This window comes from Sphingobium salicis subsp. salicis, from assembly GCF_049472635.1.
Taxonomy (GTDB): domain Bacteria; phylum Pseudomonadota; class Alphaproteobacteria; order Sphingomonadales; family Sphingomonadaceae; genus Sphingobium; species Sphingobium yanoikuyae_A.
Genome location: NZ_JAYRCS010000001.1, coordinates 4356335 through 4369469, shown reverse-complemented (window position 1 = coordinate 4369469; position 13135 = coordinate 4356335). Strand labels below are relative to the sequence as shown.

The window sequence follows — 13135 nt, the reverse complement described above, 5'->3', positions numbered from 1 at the left end:
ATGGAGCATCCCGTCGCGCGCCTCCGTTCAATCCGGGGCGACACGGCACCCGGTCATGCCATGGGCATTCCCGTCGCCATCCACGAGCATGATGGCAGTGAACCACGACCCATCAAGGCAGCCACAGATGGCGATCCGGTCCAGTTCAAATTCGGCTTTATCGGGGTCCTCATAGAGGCCCAGCCAGCTCTCCTCGCTCCGTGCATCCCACCGGAAATCCACCTTCTCGGCCTCCAGGAAATGACGCGCCAGGCCTTCAGCCGCGCCGCGCCCAAACTCCCGCGCAAGTCCTGCGATCAGCGCCGACACCACCCTGTCATTGCGTCCGGAAAACGCCGTTTCGATGTGCTGAACCATGCCCATTATGACCTCCTTCGCTGTCGTTCCCATCATCGAGAACAGCGTTTCGACGACGGTTGGCGCAGCGGCTGCCAGGGCCGATGAGCGAAGCGAAGAGCCGCGAAGCGGACGTGGGGGGAGCCGATTTGCGCAGCAAATCGGGGGGTACCCGCGGGCCTTGATAGTCGCTGCGCCAGCCGCCACACTGGGCCTATCGAGACGAGCTTCCTCCCTCTCGAGGGCACGCGATCTCACGTCATTGCTCCTGCGACAGGGCGACAAAGAGTGACCCTTGGGGCCGTGCATCGAGGCTATCGGAAGGCGGCGATGCCGGTATCTTTCGGACGGCGAAGAGCCCCTCCACCAACCGCGCCGTTGCCGGGGCCTGGTCGCTTTCATGTCCATCCGGCGCAACGCTGGCGAGATAGCCGACGGTCTCACGCGGAAGCCTCGTGCGACCTGCGAGATAGTCGGCATAGCGCGCTGGTCCCGCATTATAGGCCGCAAACAGCCCCGGATAGCCGAAGCGGTCGTACATTAGGCGGAGGTAGAAGGTGCCCGCGAGGATGTTGTCGCGCGGGTCATCCGGATCGACGCCAAGGTCGAGTCTCGCGCGCATGTCCGACCAGGTCCCGGGCATGAGCTGCATCAGTCCGATGGCCCCTGCCGGAGAACGGATCGGCCGCCCACCCTGCGCCGTGCGGCCCCGGCTCTCGGCCTGCATCACGCGCTCGATCCAGGCGACCGGCACGCCGAAGCGCAGCGATGCCTCTCGGATGTAGGGACGCCATGTCGCGACCGTAGATACAGGCTTCCCGGTCGATGACGGACCGGTGGACTGGGCCGATATCGGCACCGGCGCGGCGAATGCGAGGGCGGCAGCCGTCCATTTCAGCGACGCCATAGCAGCTGCGCCTTGCCGATGAGATCGGTGCCTTCGCTCACCCCGACATAGCGCCCGTCGAACGAATCGGCACTCTCCATCAGCAGGAAGAGTTGCTGCCGCCGGAGCATGCGACAGCCGTGCCAGGATGGCATGACCCGCCCCATGGCATCGAATTTCTTGCGCATCGCTACCGGCCGTCCATTGACGAAGACCTGGTCGCCAAGCGCGCAGACCTCGTCGCCGGCCTCGGCCGCGACACGCTTTACGAGGGGGACGTTGCGGGGGAGATATCGCCGGGCAGCCGCGAGCGCCCGGAAGGATTCGGGCAGGCGCGCCACCACCATCTCGCCTGTCATGACCGGCGCACCGGGGCTGACCTGGTAGAGCCCGATCGGGGCGCTCGCACTGGCATTCCAGAGCAGGCGCGGTGTGGGCGGAAGGATCGCCGAGCCCAGCACCAGACCCGCGCCCAGGCCGACGAGGAAGAAGCGCCAGCGACGGCGGCGCTGCACTTCCTTGCGCAGGCGAAGCGCCTCGCCCCAGGCGAGCAGCGGCGCGTCCTTGAAGCGACTGCGACGGCCGCTCATTTGGAAATGCCCCGCGCACTATGTTCGCGCGACCAGGCATCAAGATCGTCGATATGATATTGGACGTAGCGGCAATGGCGGCGGAACACCGGTCCCGTGCCAAGGCGTCGCATCCGCCGCAGCAGCAGCCCGGAAATCTTGAGATAGGCCGCCGCCTGCTCTGTGTTGAGGAAGGGCGAGCCGCGCTTGGCGCGGGTCGCCCGGGCGATCTGGTCGTCGTCGTCCATGATGAGCCATCCTTTCGATAGAGCGACCCATGGCGATGGGTTCGCGATATCGAGGATGGCGGGCGCGATACCGGGCCGGGAGTGTCGAAACCGGCAATGGCATTTTCGACACAGCATGAAAGGCCTCCGCGCCCGGTTCGGCGCGGGGGTCGTGGACTTCAGCGGGACCAGATGAGCTTGTGCTCGCCATTGTCGCCCTGGGTCAGCGTCGCGTAGATCGGCGCGGGAAGCGAGGGGTCGTCGAGCTTGAGGCTGAGATATTCGGCGCCGGTCTCGCGGGCAGCCTTGGTCCAGCCGGCTCCGAACTCGACGCCGCCGGCACTCACGCGGTGGTCCGGGGCCTTGTCGTGGTCGCGCTCGACCGGCCGGATGGTGGCCTTGACGCGGAGCGTGAGGGTGCGGATTTCCCCGTTGTAGATGCCGTCCTCGTTGCGGGTGAAGCTACCGATCTGTGCCATGATATGTCTCCTTTTCTTGCCCGAGTGCCGCCCGATGCGGCCTCGATGGCGGTCGATCGGGCGGCGTCGCGCCGCCGTGCACCGGGACGGCCGCAGCGGGAGCGAAGGGCGGCGAAGCGCCTGTTTCTTGGTTGCGCGAGGAGCCCGCCGGGGCGGGGAAGAAACAGGCGCGAAGCCGTTGCAAGGACAAGGCGCGCATGCCGCCAGACCAGCCTTCAAGAGAGGCCAGGGGCGGTACGAGTCATCGGAAAAAGGAGACCCTTGCTGGCACGATCCGGGATCGAACCCCATGCAGGATGAACCCATCGGGGGAGGTCGCCCTATCGCTTCGCCCGCCGCCAGCCTTTCCGCGTCCTAGCGCTCGACAAGCTCCCGGCGCAGCGCGGGGACCGTGGCGCAGGCGGGGCTGCCATCCCTGGCGGTGCCGCAAATGGTGGTGACGATAATCCCGCCTCCCGCCGCGCGCGCCAGCAGCGCCGGGTCGATATCATGGATATCGACCTTCATCCGGCGGGACCAGGGCGAGGCATGATCGCCCGCCGCTTGACCCACGCGCACATAGACGAAACGGCGCGAGGTACCTTCGCGGCGAACCTGGTCACCGAAGAATTTGGGACCGGGCCCGACCCGCACGGCGAAGTCGAAGGCGAGTGGTTCACCATCGCCGGACCTTTGCGGATCAAGCGGGGCGCCGTCCCTGGATTGAAGGCTGTGCCACACGCCGGGCACCGGCCGGTCGATGATGATCCGCATCGCGATTTCCGCCGTGTCCGCGCGCTTCATCATCGCTCTCCCTGTTTGCGCGCGTTCCGCCCCCGAAAGCCGCGCTCCTGTCATAATGCGCCATGCGAGCCTGTTCCAGCATGGATGGAGACGCGACAAAGCCGCGCGGCCGAGCCCCTCGGGCGAGGCCGCGCGGCGCGATTTTCCCGCATCTGGCGGGCGAGCGCGATCGCTCCCGCCCGCCTTCGTTCATGCCGCCTGGGGCAAAGGCCTTTTCTCCTCTTCCTCCAATTCCGCAGGGCAATCCCCAGCGGCCATCCGGCGCGCGGCGATGACCTTGGCATGGGCGGCGACCGTTCCGACGCCATCCCTGTCGGTATAGGCAGAGGGCGGGAACTGCATCCAGCGCGGCACCCAGCGCTCGACCTTGTCCCGGCCTTCCGCGCCTTCGAGATGATCGGCGATGATCTGCTTCAAGGTCTTCGCCTTCTCTCGCGCATTGGCGCTGGCGACCGTTTCCCCCGCCACCTCCGCCGTCATCCGGCCCAGCACCTCGCGGTCGCGCAGCAAGGAAAAGAGCGCTTCGTCGGCCTGCCACCAGTCGGCCATGGCGACCCCGACCTCCTCGCCGACAGCCTCGACCGCTGCCGAGCCTGCCATCAGGGTCTCGCCCATGACGACGGCAAGGACGCGCATCACCTCTTCGTCAGGCAGCGCGACAAGACGCAGGAACAGCCCGGCCACGCCATAGTCATCGCCGTTTCCGCCCGTCACGTTGGGTTCCTCGCTGCCGAAGCCGAGGCAATCCAGGACAATGCGCCGTTCCGTGTCGAAAACCGCCTCGCCCCGGCATGTCTCGATGCTCTCGCGGACCTCGTCGCTGCGCGTCATCTGCGGTTCGGGACGTACGGTCCATAGAGGCGAGCCGACGATGGCGTGCGCCACCATGAGCCGCAGGGCAAGCGCGGGATGGCCGACCAGTGCGGCGCGCACGGCTGCATGGCGGTGCAGGTCGACATAGGTCTGGAGCGTGGACGTTAGCTCGGGCCGCTGGGCCTTGGGCGGCGCGGCGGCTTCGCCGCGCTCGATCCAGCGCGCCTCCGCGCGCGTGACATAGCCTTCGTGAAACAGGACCTCGCCAGTTCCGCGCACATCGACATAGACGCGCCCGCCCTTGCGCTTGGGGGCCTTTTCATATTCCCACGCATGGAAATGCTCGGCAGGCGGGATCACGACGACATCGGCCCAGCCCTGTGCGATATAGGCTGCGCGCGATGCCTCAATCGCTGCGTTCTGCGCCGTCCAGAAGGCGTCAGGATCGGCGAAATAGCGATCCTCGCCGAACAGGTCGGAGACGGTCGCGCCGCTGAAACCATCGATGTCGAAGAGCGCGAAGCGGGCCGGGATCGATTGGCCGCCAAAAAGCCATGCCTTTAGCTGGTGGCCTGTGGGGACATAGGCGTCGGCGTCCTCGAACAGGGCAAGCCATGCCTTTTGCTGGCTCTTGCTCGCCAGTGTCAGGTGCCTGACGGTGATCCGGTCGATCCGCTCCGCGCGATAGAGATCGCGGATGCGCGGCAAAAGGTTGCCAAGCGCGAGGACGCGCCGGATGGAGAGTTCGGGCAGGCCGAAGGTCATGGCGATCTCCTCGACCCCGCGTCCCTCGCGCACCAGCCGGGTGAAGCTCTCCCACTGGCGCACTTCGTCCATGTCTTAGGTCATGTGTCAACTGTCCTTCGAAGCATTTTTTGGCAGATATCCGTCAGTTTCTGGTCTTGTTGTCGGGTGACACTGTCCTTCGAGCTTTGGTGGTCGCTGGCACGGCGCGGAGCGCCGTGTCACGCTCGGCGATCAGCCGAGCGTTGTGACGTTGGTGGCGGTGCGCTTCCGCTTCGGCTGTGAGGGCGCGCTGCAACAGCAGCGCGTTCTCGCTAACCAGGCGACGCTGCTCTTGCTTCATGGTGCGGATGAGGCCGTGCAGTTCGTCGAGCTTGTCCTGCCAGGTCGTCACCGGCTTGATGGGATCGCCGAGGATGGCGTGAAGGTCGTCGATGATATCACGATGGTTGGTGTAGATCGTGTTGCGCGCGACCCCGGATTCGCGCGCGAGGGTCGCGACGGTGAGCGTATAGCCGCGCTGATGCAGCGGGTGGACCGGGCATCCTTTGCGCAGCCGTTCGAACGCAGCGTTGAGCCGGACCTGGGTCTGCTGGCGACGCTGTTCATGACGATCGGGTTTCCTGGGCATTGGATCATCCCTCATCGAGCTGGGTGAGGATACGGTCGCATTCGGCGACCCTGGCCTCAGCAAGCGCACGACTGCCGGCATCGAGCACCGGCTGTTCGAGCAGTTTCAGATTGCGGGCACGGCGCATTTCCCACACGGACCGATGTCGGGGCGTGACCGCGAAGTTGGCGCAGGTCGAGCAAGTGGTCTCGGTCCTGAGCACCGGATTGGGGCCGGCCTCGCCGCCGAAGCACGCCGAGGTTTCGGGGCGATAGACGCAGTAACCCCAGTCGCACACGCCGAGCCGCAGGTCGGTTTCCGCCATGAGGAAGTCCACATATGCCTGCACGTCGCCATTCCGGGTGCAGCCGCGGAACCGGGATCGTGCCGCAATGACGCGCCCGGCCTTGCCGCCGAGCGCGGTTGCGGTCAGCATCTCCTCCAGCGCCGCTCGCGTTTCCTCTTGGGCATGACGGTCGATCAACTCGTCGAGCTGGAAGTCGGTGCCGACGTAGCCGCTGTCGGTCATCGCGCGCGTCACATGGCCAAGATGTGCCTGGAGCGCGGCGAGCCCGGTGCGGTCGCGCTTGCCGACGAACCGCGCGAACGTCTTGCGGCCCTGATGGGTGTTGAGGTGCCAGGGCTTGCCCTCGTGGAGCGGCAGGCCGATGAACGGTGCGAACAGCAGATTGAGACGACGGATGATCGTATAAGTGGCCGGCAGGTCGATCTCGACGGCAGGACCGATGAGGCCGGTGCTCGATGTGATCAGGAACAACTCCTCGCGTCGCGACCGGCGCCGCAGCCCATCGGTCAGCTTCTCCATCACTGCGACCGCACGCACGACCGGCTCGGGCGCGATCCAGCGGTGGACGTCACCATGATAGCCGCGTGAGGTCTTGAAGATGCGGCCCGTAAGATAGGCGAACCGCTCGTCACCCGTAGCGGAAGGGTGACGTTCGATGCATCCGGCTTCCAGCCCAAGGATCTCCGAGAGACGGGCGCCGACCAGCCAGGCGATCGTCACGAAGCAGGCATCGTAGAGCCGGTCGGCAAGGTAGCGCACGGTCTTGGTGCTCGTCACCGGCGCCCGATGCCAGGGGGCCTCCTCGCCAGGCAGCACCTGGAACCGGAACGGCGCGATCGCGTCGATGACGCGGAAGCCGGCCTTGGTGGGAGAGAGCCCGGATGCGAGCGCCGCATCATAGGCCGCCTGCGCCTCGCCTTGCAGGGCGAGGATATCATCGGCCGCCGGTCCGATCAGCCGCAGCGCCGACGACAGTAACGGCACCGCGATCGCGTCGGGGGTATAAGGCAGCCAACCTCGATCACTCCTTTTGAACATGCCTGTCGTGCCCGGGAACGGATCACCGATGGCGACCGTCGAGTAGCGCGCGCCTTGGAGATAGATCAGGATGAGCAGGCTGCGATAATGATGGAGTGTGCCCGTCTTGAGCAGTTCGCCCTTCGGGTTTCGGCGCTCGGCCATCGCCGCCATGAACCGCTCGCTTGCGCCGCGATCAAGGTCGGCGAACCGGCGATAGCCCTGATCTGCCATCCAGCGGATGAGGAGGCGAAGCCCCTTGAACAGTCTCATGAGCGTGCCATCATGAACGTGCCTTCGCCCCGGCGGGGGATCGACCTTCGCGCTCCACAACAGGGTCTTTGCCGCCGCCAGCCAGAGCAGTAGCTCAGGATCGGTGAACCGCCCTGTTGCGACCGTAAAACCCCAGTCGAGCGAGTAGTCGCCCCGACTACAACCGGGCCGGATGCCGTCCAGGTGCCATATGTCGTCGCTGAAGCGCGAGCGCGACGATATCGCGATGTCGGGCGCGAACGCCGCCGCCTGGGCGAGCAACAGGGTCATTCCAGCACCGGCAAGGCAGGCAGCCCCGCCATGATCGCCCGCGCGGCATCGTGCAACTCGCCGGGGAAGTCGGGGAGGATATCGCCCGTGAGGATGCGATGGCTCTCGGCGTAGATCAGTGCCCAGCGCGTCGGATCGATCCGTGTCCGTGCTTCCTCCAGTACTGCGATCGCCTGGAGGATGCGCGCCAGATGCTCGGCATCCAGCGGGATCACCAGGCCCGGACAGCGCAGACACGCCCCGAGCCGAGAACAGGGCCTGCCCTGCCTGTCGCCACCGAGCAGATTGAGGCAGTCATGCCCGAACGGCACGCTCGCGGGCATTGCCGCCGGCGGCGCTTGAGAGACGGTATTTTCCCCCATCACCCATCCGATCATCAGCGCCTGCGCGCGGGCGATCGTCTCAGCCTGGATGCGCGCCGCCTCCGGCCCACGCACATAGCGTTCGGTCGTGTCGATGCGCGCATGGTTGAGTAGCGCCTGCGCCGCGATCAGATCGCCTTGGCTCGCGGTATAGACCTGGGTCGCCGCGCTGCCGCGCAGGAACGCCGCCGCAAAGTCGGGAAGCGGTTCGCGCCATCGTTCGGGTGCGGCCCGGTTCCAGATCGCGATCCGGTCATTGGCGCGGTCGATAAACTTCTTGATGCCTTTGCCCAGCGTGCTCATCGATACGAGGCGCACCGTGCCGAGCTTCTCGCTCTTCATCAGGAACAACAAGTCACGCTCCTGCACGCGGGCCTGGCTTGCAAGCGTCGCGGTCATGGCGATCAGCCGATCGATCAGATTGGGCGCCGCATAGGGTCGCCGACGGTCGAACGAACGGCGCTGCGCCCGCTTCACCTTCGCACCAGCACGCGGCTTGCCCCAGTCGATCATCACCCGATGCTCGTCGAGCGGATGCGAGCTCTGGCAGTCGCGTCGCAGACGCCGCAATGGGTCGGGATTACCGGCGGTCTGAACCGCGAGCCCGAGGAAGAAGGCCGGAAGATACTCCAGTGTCAGATGGAGATAACCGGACAGATGCCGCAGCCCGCCACGCGTGCTCAGCGTGGAGACGCCATAGGGGACCTTGCTCGCTGCCGTCACCACGCCATTGCCGACGCGCGCTATTGTGCGCACGAACCGGCACGTTCGCGCATCAACACCGGGCACCGCGCCGCGCGTGGCGAGGATGCGTTGCCCGGTCTCGAACCGGTCCCAGGCTTCGTCGATCTCCTCATAAGCTGCCTGAAGGATGCTTTTGAGCACCGCCTCGCTGAGCTTGGGTCGCGGCGTCGGCGACCGATTGGGCCAGGGATTGTAAGGGAAGTCGATCCGGCTCGGCAGACGATCAGGCGCGTGCCGCTTGGTCCAGTCGACCAGATAGCGCAGCACCGCCAGCGCATTGGCTTTCGAAGGTGCGGTCCAGCCCTTGCCATCCGGGCCTGGCTGTCGGTTGAGCCAGTCCATATAGCGCCCGACCAGTGTGGAGGTGAGGTCGGCCGCGCCAGCCACCGCATCCTCCTCTCGCGCGAACGTCGCGAACAGGCGCAGCGCACGATAGCAGCCGCGCTGCGTATCCGGGCTCGATCCAGCGTGATGCCCCCGGAACGCTTCGGCCAGCAGCACCGTCACATCACCCGGAAGCCCGAGCCTTCCCAGATCGAACCGCTTGTCCACCTCGCCCCAGGCGTCGCGGAACAGGACGATGGTATCACTCGCCTCCCGCGTCACCATGCGCCGGTTGATCGGTGCCCGCCTAGCCATCGTCGATCAGCGCGCCGTAAAGCCAGGCGATGCTCTCCTCCAGTTCGGCACCATGCATTTCCACGCAGCGCAGATAGATGGCAGTGCTGGCGATCGACCTGTGTCCGAGCAGCACCTGGACCACCTTGAGCGGGTTGATTTCCGGTGTCATGCGCGCCTGCCGCTGGAGCTGCGCCAGCATCGTCATCGCATAGCAGTGCCGCAGCCAATGGCCGGTCCCGACCACGCCGGCCGCCTTGAACGCCGCGCTCATCGCAGCCGTGAACCGGACTGGACTGACCGGCTTGCCCCGGCTCGTCAGGAAAAGCGCCGAAGGTGCATGCCATGATGGATCAGCGCGGCGCAGCCGCCGGATCAGCGGGCCGCGCACCTCATCGATGTAGCGATGCGTGGCGTCGAGCAACCGGATCGGCGGATAGACCGTGCGCGGATAGCCGCCCTTGGTGATGCTGAGCCCGATCCCGACCAGCGGATGCTCATCGGCATCCAGGTGGGCGATCTCCGGCACCTGGAACAGCTCCAGCGCGCAAAGCTCCTTGCGGCGCATTCCCGTCACCAGCGCCCAGCTTGCCATCAGATCGTAAGGCGACGCCAGCGCACTGAACAGCCGGCGAAGCTGATCGGCGCGCAGGGCGCGCGGCAGCCGCTCGGCCTCCGGGACGGTCAGCACATTGGCCGCGACGATGCCGGGACGCGCATCGAGATGCGCGAGCATCGACTGCCGCCGATGCGACACACGCACGTCGATGTAATGGAACGGCAGCTCCACGATCCAGCTCCGCTGATGCGCCCAGCCATAAAAGCGGCAGACTGTGCGGACCCGATCGTTGATCGTCGAGCGCCCATAGGGCCGCTTCGTGTGCGGGCTCGGGCGTTCCAGCATCCGGTTGCGCCACGCCGCTATCTCGCGTTCGCCAACCGCGTCCCAGGCGATCCGGGATTGCTCCAGGCTATCGAGCCAGTCGTGTAGATGTTCGCTATAGGTGCGGATCGTCTCGGCCGCGTGGCTGCGGCCCGGGATGGTCGCCAGTTCGTGCAGATACGCGAACGCAGGCTCGATAATCGCCATCCCATCATCGACGATGACCGGGAAGTGCGCCGGGATGTCGCCATAGCCCGGCAACGCTCTGATGATACGCGCCATCTGTCCTCCGTGGCGCGTCGTGCGCGCCCGATAGCAGGACAGCCTATTGCCGTTCAGAGCCCATGATTACGCTCAAAAGGACAGTTTCTGCCCCATGCTTAAATGTGCGGCGCGCTCAGGCGCGCCGATAAACCCAAGGGCGTCCGTGTGACGGACTCGTCGCCCCCGATCGCAAGCGGGACAATACCACAACCGCCGCGCAAGTGCTTGTTCCAGGCCGCCCTCCGCCAGCTCTTCGGGTAAGCGCTGCGGGCGGCCTGGAACAAGCACACCATTCTCTTATTCTTTCTATCGAAGGACAATCTGGACACATGACCTAAGGCGTCGAGCCGGGCCATGTTCTCAATCATCGAGGCTTCGATGGCGGCGGCATCGTCGCCATCCTCCATGATCCCGCAGGGCAGGAGCAGCGCCTCGGGATCGATATCGCCCGCGTCCCGCCGTTCGTCGGCGACGATACGGCTTGCGTGGAAGCGGCGGCTGCCCGCGATGATGCCGAAGCGGCCTTCGGCATCGGGGGGACGGACCAGAAGCGACTGTATGACGCCGCGCGCCCGGATGGTCGGCAGGATGTCGGAGACGTCCGGCGCCTTGCGGCCAAAGCGCATGTTGGTTTTGTCGACATAGAGCCTGTCGAGCGGGATATGGTCGAGTTTCATGGGTCATATGCCTTTCGTCAAAAGGTGCCGGTCGCGCTGTTTGCGATGCTCAGGACGTGACCGGCACTGAGGGTGGCGGCATGACGCGCCGCCTTGCGTCATCCGCCGTCAGGACGGTGGAAGATCAGGGTCCGCAGCCGTCTCGCCCGAAGCCGGGCCATGGCGGCGGAGCATCGTCTGCGCCCAGAGGATCGAGCCGGACCGGCGCGACCATGTGGCCCAGACGGAAAGCGGATGAGCCGTCTCGAAGGCGAGATCGCGCTCGATGGCCATGCCATAGGGCGGCCGGATGGCAGCGATTTCCGAGAGGCTGAACGTGCCGAGTTCCGGGCAACCGAAGCCAAGATCGGCAAGGCCGAAAAGCGTATCGCCATCCTCGGCGAGTTCGCTCGCCAGCCATGTCGCCGCGCCCAGCGGGTTGAACAGCTTGAGAAGGGGCACGAAGTCCGGTTCGGTAATGCCGCCGCGCAGGGCGATGCCGTGGCGAATGGCGTTCGCGCGCAGTGCCTTGCGCAGTTCATCGGGAAGCAGGATCATGCTGCGATCCTTTCCTCGGCGCGGGCGCTCTCGACCTCGCGATGGCGGGACAGCAACCAGTCGGCGGCCTTGGAGGCAGCGCTGGCGGCGCGAAAGATGGCGCGGTTGTCCTCGCGCAGGACATCGAGCCACGCGCCGAGGTAATCGGCATGACGGACGGTCGGGACGATGCCGAGCGCGGCGCACAGGAAGGCCGAGCCCATTTCCGCGATAAGTTCCTCGCGGGCATAGTCCTTGCTGCCGAAGGGATTGGTCATATCCCGGTTCAGCCGCTTGGGGTGGCCGGTCGCATGACATAATTCGTGAAAAGCCGTCCTGTGCCAGTTCACCGGATCGAAGAAGGCGGCCTGCGGCGGGACGGCGACGAAGTCGGCACTGGGCGCATAGAAGGCCTTGTCCCCGCCTATGCGGAACTCGACGCCCGAAGCGGCGATCACTTGCCGGGCGACCGGCTCGATCTCGCTCTCGTCCAATGGCACCGGATCGCTGCCAAGGTCTAAGGGGAGCCCATCACATTGGGCGACGTTGAAGAGGGTAAAGCGCTTGAGGAAGGGAATGGCGCGGGGCTCGTCGCCATCGCGCGTCGCCCGCTCGGCCTCGCCCCTGGGGGTGAAGCGATCGGCATAGACCACGCTTACGCCGTGCTCGCCCTTACGGACGCATCCTCCCGCCTCGCGAGCCTGCCGAAAGGTCAGCCAGCCTTGCGAAGGCCAGCTGTTTTCGATGACGGCGCACCACAGGATCAGGATGTTGACGCCAGAGTAAGGCCGGGCGGTCACCGCGTTGTGCGGCAGGCCGGGCGCGGCGTTGACGCCCGGCCCTTCGATCTTTCCCCATGGCTGGACCCAAGGGAAGCGCCCCGCCTCCAGTTCCGAGACGATGCGCGTGGTCAGCTCGTCATAGAGGCTCGCACGTTCGCTGTCCCTGTCCTTTCCGACCTCACGGGCAGCACTGCGGCTTGACGATTTCGGCATGGCCTGTCCTTTCCACCACCCTAAAAAAAGGCACAAAGCCTCCCCGCAAAGGCGGGGGTGGGCGGCGACATGCGACCAAGAGGCCCGGCTCCAGCGGGCAAGGACACCGCAAGGGCGGAACGGATGTGGAGCACCCCGCAGGAGCGCAGCGGGCGGGGTTGTCCTTGGCCGCGACGGGCCTAGCCGGGAGCGCCGGCCACACCCGCCACGCCGGGAGAGGCAAACAGGAAACGCCGCCGCGCGAACCGGGCGGCGACCATCATCCTGCAAAGGCAAATGATCCCACTCGTCCCTCCACACAGGAGGACCGTCACCAGACAAAAAGAGTGCGTGGCGCGAAGCGCGCATCCTTGAAACGGGTTTCGATCTGGAGTAGGAAGACAGGGTGTGATCCCGGTTCGACGTTTGGCGACGTCGCTCCACTACTCCAACGGATGCCCGGCCTTCGTGCCGGGCGTTCTTTTATGTGGTCACAGCCACCCCTTCATTCCAAAGTCCCCACCGGCAGCGCCGGCCTGATGATCCGGAACGGCATGGTCCGCCCGGTCGGTTGATCTGACGGCATGACACCGACAGGAGAGGGATATTTGCAGTAATAATCCTACATCGAAAGGCCTGACGGTTCGTGCTTTCGCGTAGGAATGCAGAAAATCGTTCGTGCTTTCGAGTAGGAATAGCCGCTCCATTCGTGCTTTCGAGTAGGAAAGAGGCCGCCCATTCGTGCTTTCGAGTAGGAATGGGACAGGGTGCGCGAATCAGGAT

14 protein-coding genes are annotated in these 13135 nt (G+C 65.7%); all 14 read right to left on the bottom strand.

Features of this window, described 5'->3' with window-relative positions; genetic code table 11:
• Window positions 1-27 precede the first annotated feature (27 nt).
• Window positions 28-363 (bottom strand): hypothetical protein, encoded by a 336-nt coding sequence (locus VHN57_RS21125; RefSeq protein ID WP_423285267.1) that lies wholly within the window; start codon window positions 361-363, stop codon window positions 28-30.
• 232 nt (window positions 364-595) lie between these two features.
• Entirely contained in the window at window positions 596-1243 is a 648-nt protein-coding gene (locus tag VHN57_RS21120; protein ID WP_423285265.1) for a lytic transglycosylase domain-containing protein, read from the bottom strand.
• Window positions 1231-1812: a S26 family signal peptidase gene (locus VHN57_RS21115; RefSeq protein ID WP_423285263.1), complete on the bottom strand. Its 582-nt coding sequence runs from the start codon at window positions 1810-1812 to the stop codon at window positions 1231-1233. Before VHN57_RS21115 ends, VHN57_RS21120 begins: the two co-directional genes overlap by 13 nt.
• On the bottom strand, window positions 1809-2039 hold the full coding sequence (locus tag VHN57_RS21110) for a DNA-binding protein (RefSeq protein ID WP_278393292.1): 231 nt from the start codon (window positions 2037-2039) through the stop codon (window positions 1809-1811). Before VHN57_RS21110 ends, VHN57_RS21115 begins: the two co-directional genes overlap by 4 nt.
• A gap of 158 nt (window positions 2040-2197) precedes the next feature.
• On the bottom strand, window positions 2198-2497 hold the full coding sequence (locus tag VHN57_RS21105) for a DUF736 domain-containing protein (protein ID WP_048939321.1): 300 nt from the start codon (window positions 2495-2497) through the stop codon (window positions 2198-2200).
• Window positions 2498-2851: 354 nt separating this feature from the next.
• The gene (locus VHN57_RS21100; protein ID WP_423286082.1) at window positions 2852-3280 is read right to left on the bottom strand and encodes a DUF5990 family protein; all 429 of its coding nucleotides are present in this window, start codon (window positions 3278-3280) and stop codon (window positions 2852-2854) included.
• A gap of 189 nt (window positions 3281-3469) precedes the next feature.
• A complete protein-coding gene (locus VHN57_RS21095; RefSeq protein WP_423285261.1) occupies window positions 3470-4930 on the bottom strand; it encodes a chromosome partitioning protein ParB in 1461 nt (486 codons plus the stop codon).
• Window positions 4931-4982: 52 nt separating this feature from the next.
• The gene (locus VHN57_RS21090) at window positions 4983-5468 is read right to left on the bottom strand and encodes a hypothetical protein (protein WP_063976795.1); all 486 of its coding nucleotides are present in this window, start codon (window positions 5466-5468) and stop codon (window positions 4983-4985) included.
• A gap of 4 nt (window positions 5469-5472) precedes the next feature.
• A complete protein-coding gene (locus tag VHN57_RS21085) occupies window positions 5473-7314 on the bottom strand; it encodes a site-specific integrase (RefSeq protein ID WP_063976796.1) in 1842 nt (613 codons plus the stop codon).
• A complete protein-coding gene (locus tag VHN57_RS21080) occupies window positions 7311-9059 on the bottom strand; it encodes a site-specific integrase (protein WP_063976797.1) in 1749 nt (582 codons plus the stop codon). Before VHN57_RS21080 ends, VHN57_RS21085 begins: the two co-directional genes overlap by 4 nt.
• Window positions 9052-10203, bottom strand: coding sequence for a tyrosine-type recombinase/integrase (locus VHN57_RS21075; RefSeq protein ID WP_063976798.1), 1152 nt, complete (start codon window positions 10201-10203; stop codon window positions 9052-9054). The genes VHN57_RS21080 and VHN57_RS21075 overlap by 8 nt, the downstream gene beginning before the upstream one ends.
• A gap of 98 nt (window positions 10204-10301) precedes the next feature.
• Entirely contained in the window at window positions 10302-10862 is a 561-nt protein-coding gene (locus VHN57_RS21070) for a ParB/RepB/Spo0J family partition protein (RefSeq protein ID WP_423285259.1), read from the bottom strand.
• Window positions 10863-10970: 108 nt separating this feature from the next.
• Window positions 10971-11399 (bottom strand): DUF2958 domain-containing protein, encoded by a 429-nt coding sequence (locus tag VHN57_RS21065; RefSeq protein WP_423285257.1) that lies wholly within the window; start codon window positions 11397-11399, stop codon window positions 10971-10973.
• Window positions 11396-12373 (bottom strand): ArdC family protein, encoded by a 978-nt coding sequence (locus tag VHN57_RS21060; protein WP_423285255.1) that lies wholly within the window; start codon window positions 12371-12373, stop codon window positions 11396-11398. Before VHN57_RS21060 ends, VHN57_RS21065 begins: the two co-directional genes overlap by 4 nt.
• Window positions 12374-13135: the final 762 nt, after the last annotated feature.

Coding starts and splice junctions, on each gene's coding strand:
- VHN57_RS21125 (WP_423285267.1), bottom strand. CDS start 363: ATGGGCATGGTTCAGCACATCGAAACGGCGTTTTCCGGACGCAATGAC.
- VHN57_RS21120 (WP_423285265.1), bottom strand. CDS start 1,243: ATGGCGTCGCTGAAATGGACGGCTGCCGCCCTCGCATTCGCCGCGCCG.
- VHN57_RS21115 (WP_423285263.1), bottom strand. CDS start 1,812: ATGAGCGGCCGTCGCAGTCGCTTCAAGGACGCGCCGCTGCTCGCCTGG.
- VHN57_RS21110 (WP_278393292.1), bottom strand. CDS start 2,039: ATGGACGACGACGACCAGATCGCCCGGGCGACCCGCGCCAAGCGCGGC.
- VHN57_RS21105 (WP_048939321.1), bottom strand. CDS start 2,497: ATGGCACAGATCGGTAGCTTCACCCGCAACGAGGACGGCATCTACAAC.
- VHN57_RS21100 (WP_423286082.1), bottom strand. CDS start 3,280: ATGAAGCGCGCGGACACGGCGGAAATCGCGATGCGGATCATCATCGAC.
- VHN57_RS21095 (WP_423285261.1), bottom strand. CDS start 4,930: ATGGACGAAGTGCGCCAGTGGGAGAGCTTCACCCGGCTGGTGCGCGAG.
- VHN57_RS21090 (WP_063976795.1), bottom strand. CDS start 5,468: ATGCCCAGGAAACCCGATCGTCATGAACAGCGTCGCCAGCAGACCCAG.
- VHN57_RS21085 (WP_063976796.1), bottom strand. CDS start 7,314: ATGACCCTGTTGCTCGCCCAGGCGGCGGCGTTCGCGCCCGACATCGCG.
- VHN57_RS21080 (WP_063976797.1), bottom strand. CDS start 9,059: ATGGCTAGGCGGGCACCGATCAACCGGCGCATGGTGACGCGGGAGGCG.
- VHN57_RS21075 (WP_063976798.1), bottom strand. CDS start 10,203: ATGGCGCGTATCATCAGAGCGTTGCCGGGCTATGGCGACATCCCGGCG.
- VHN57_RS21070 (WP_423285259.1), bottom strand. CDS start 10,862: ATGAAACTCGACCATATCCCGCTCGACAGGCTCTATGTCGACAAAACC.
- VHN57_RS21065 (WP_423285257.1), bottom strand. CDS start 11,399: ATGATCCTGCTTCCCGATGAACTGCGCAAGGCACTGCGCGCGAACGCC.
- VHN57_RS21060 (WP_423285255.1), bottom strand. CDS start 12,373: ATGCCGAAATCGTCAAGCCGCAGTGCTGCCCGTGAGGTCGGAAAGGAC.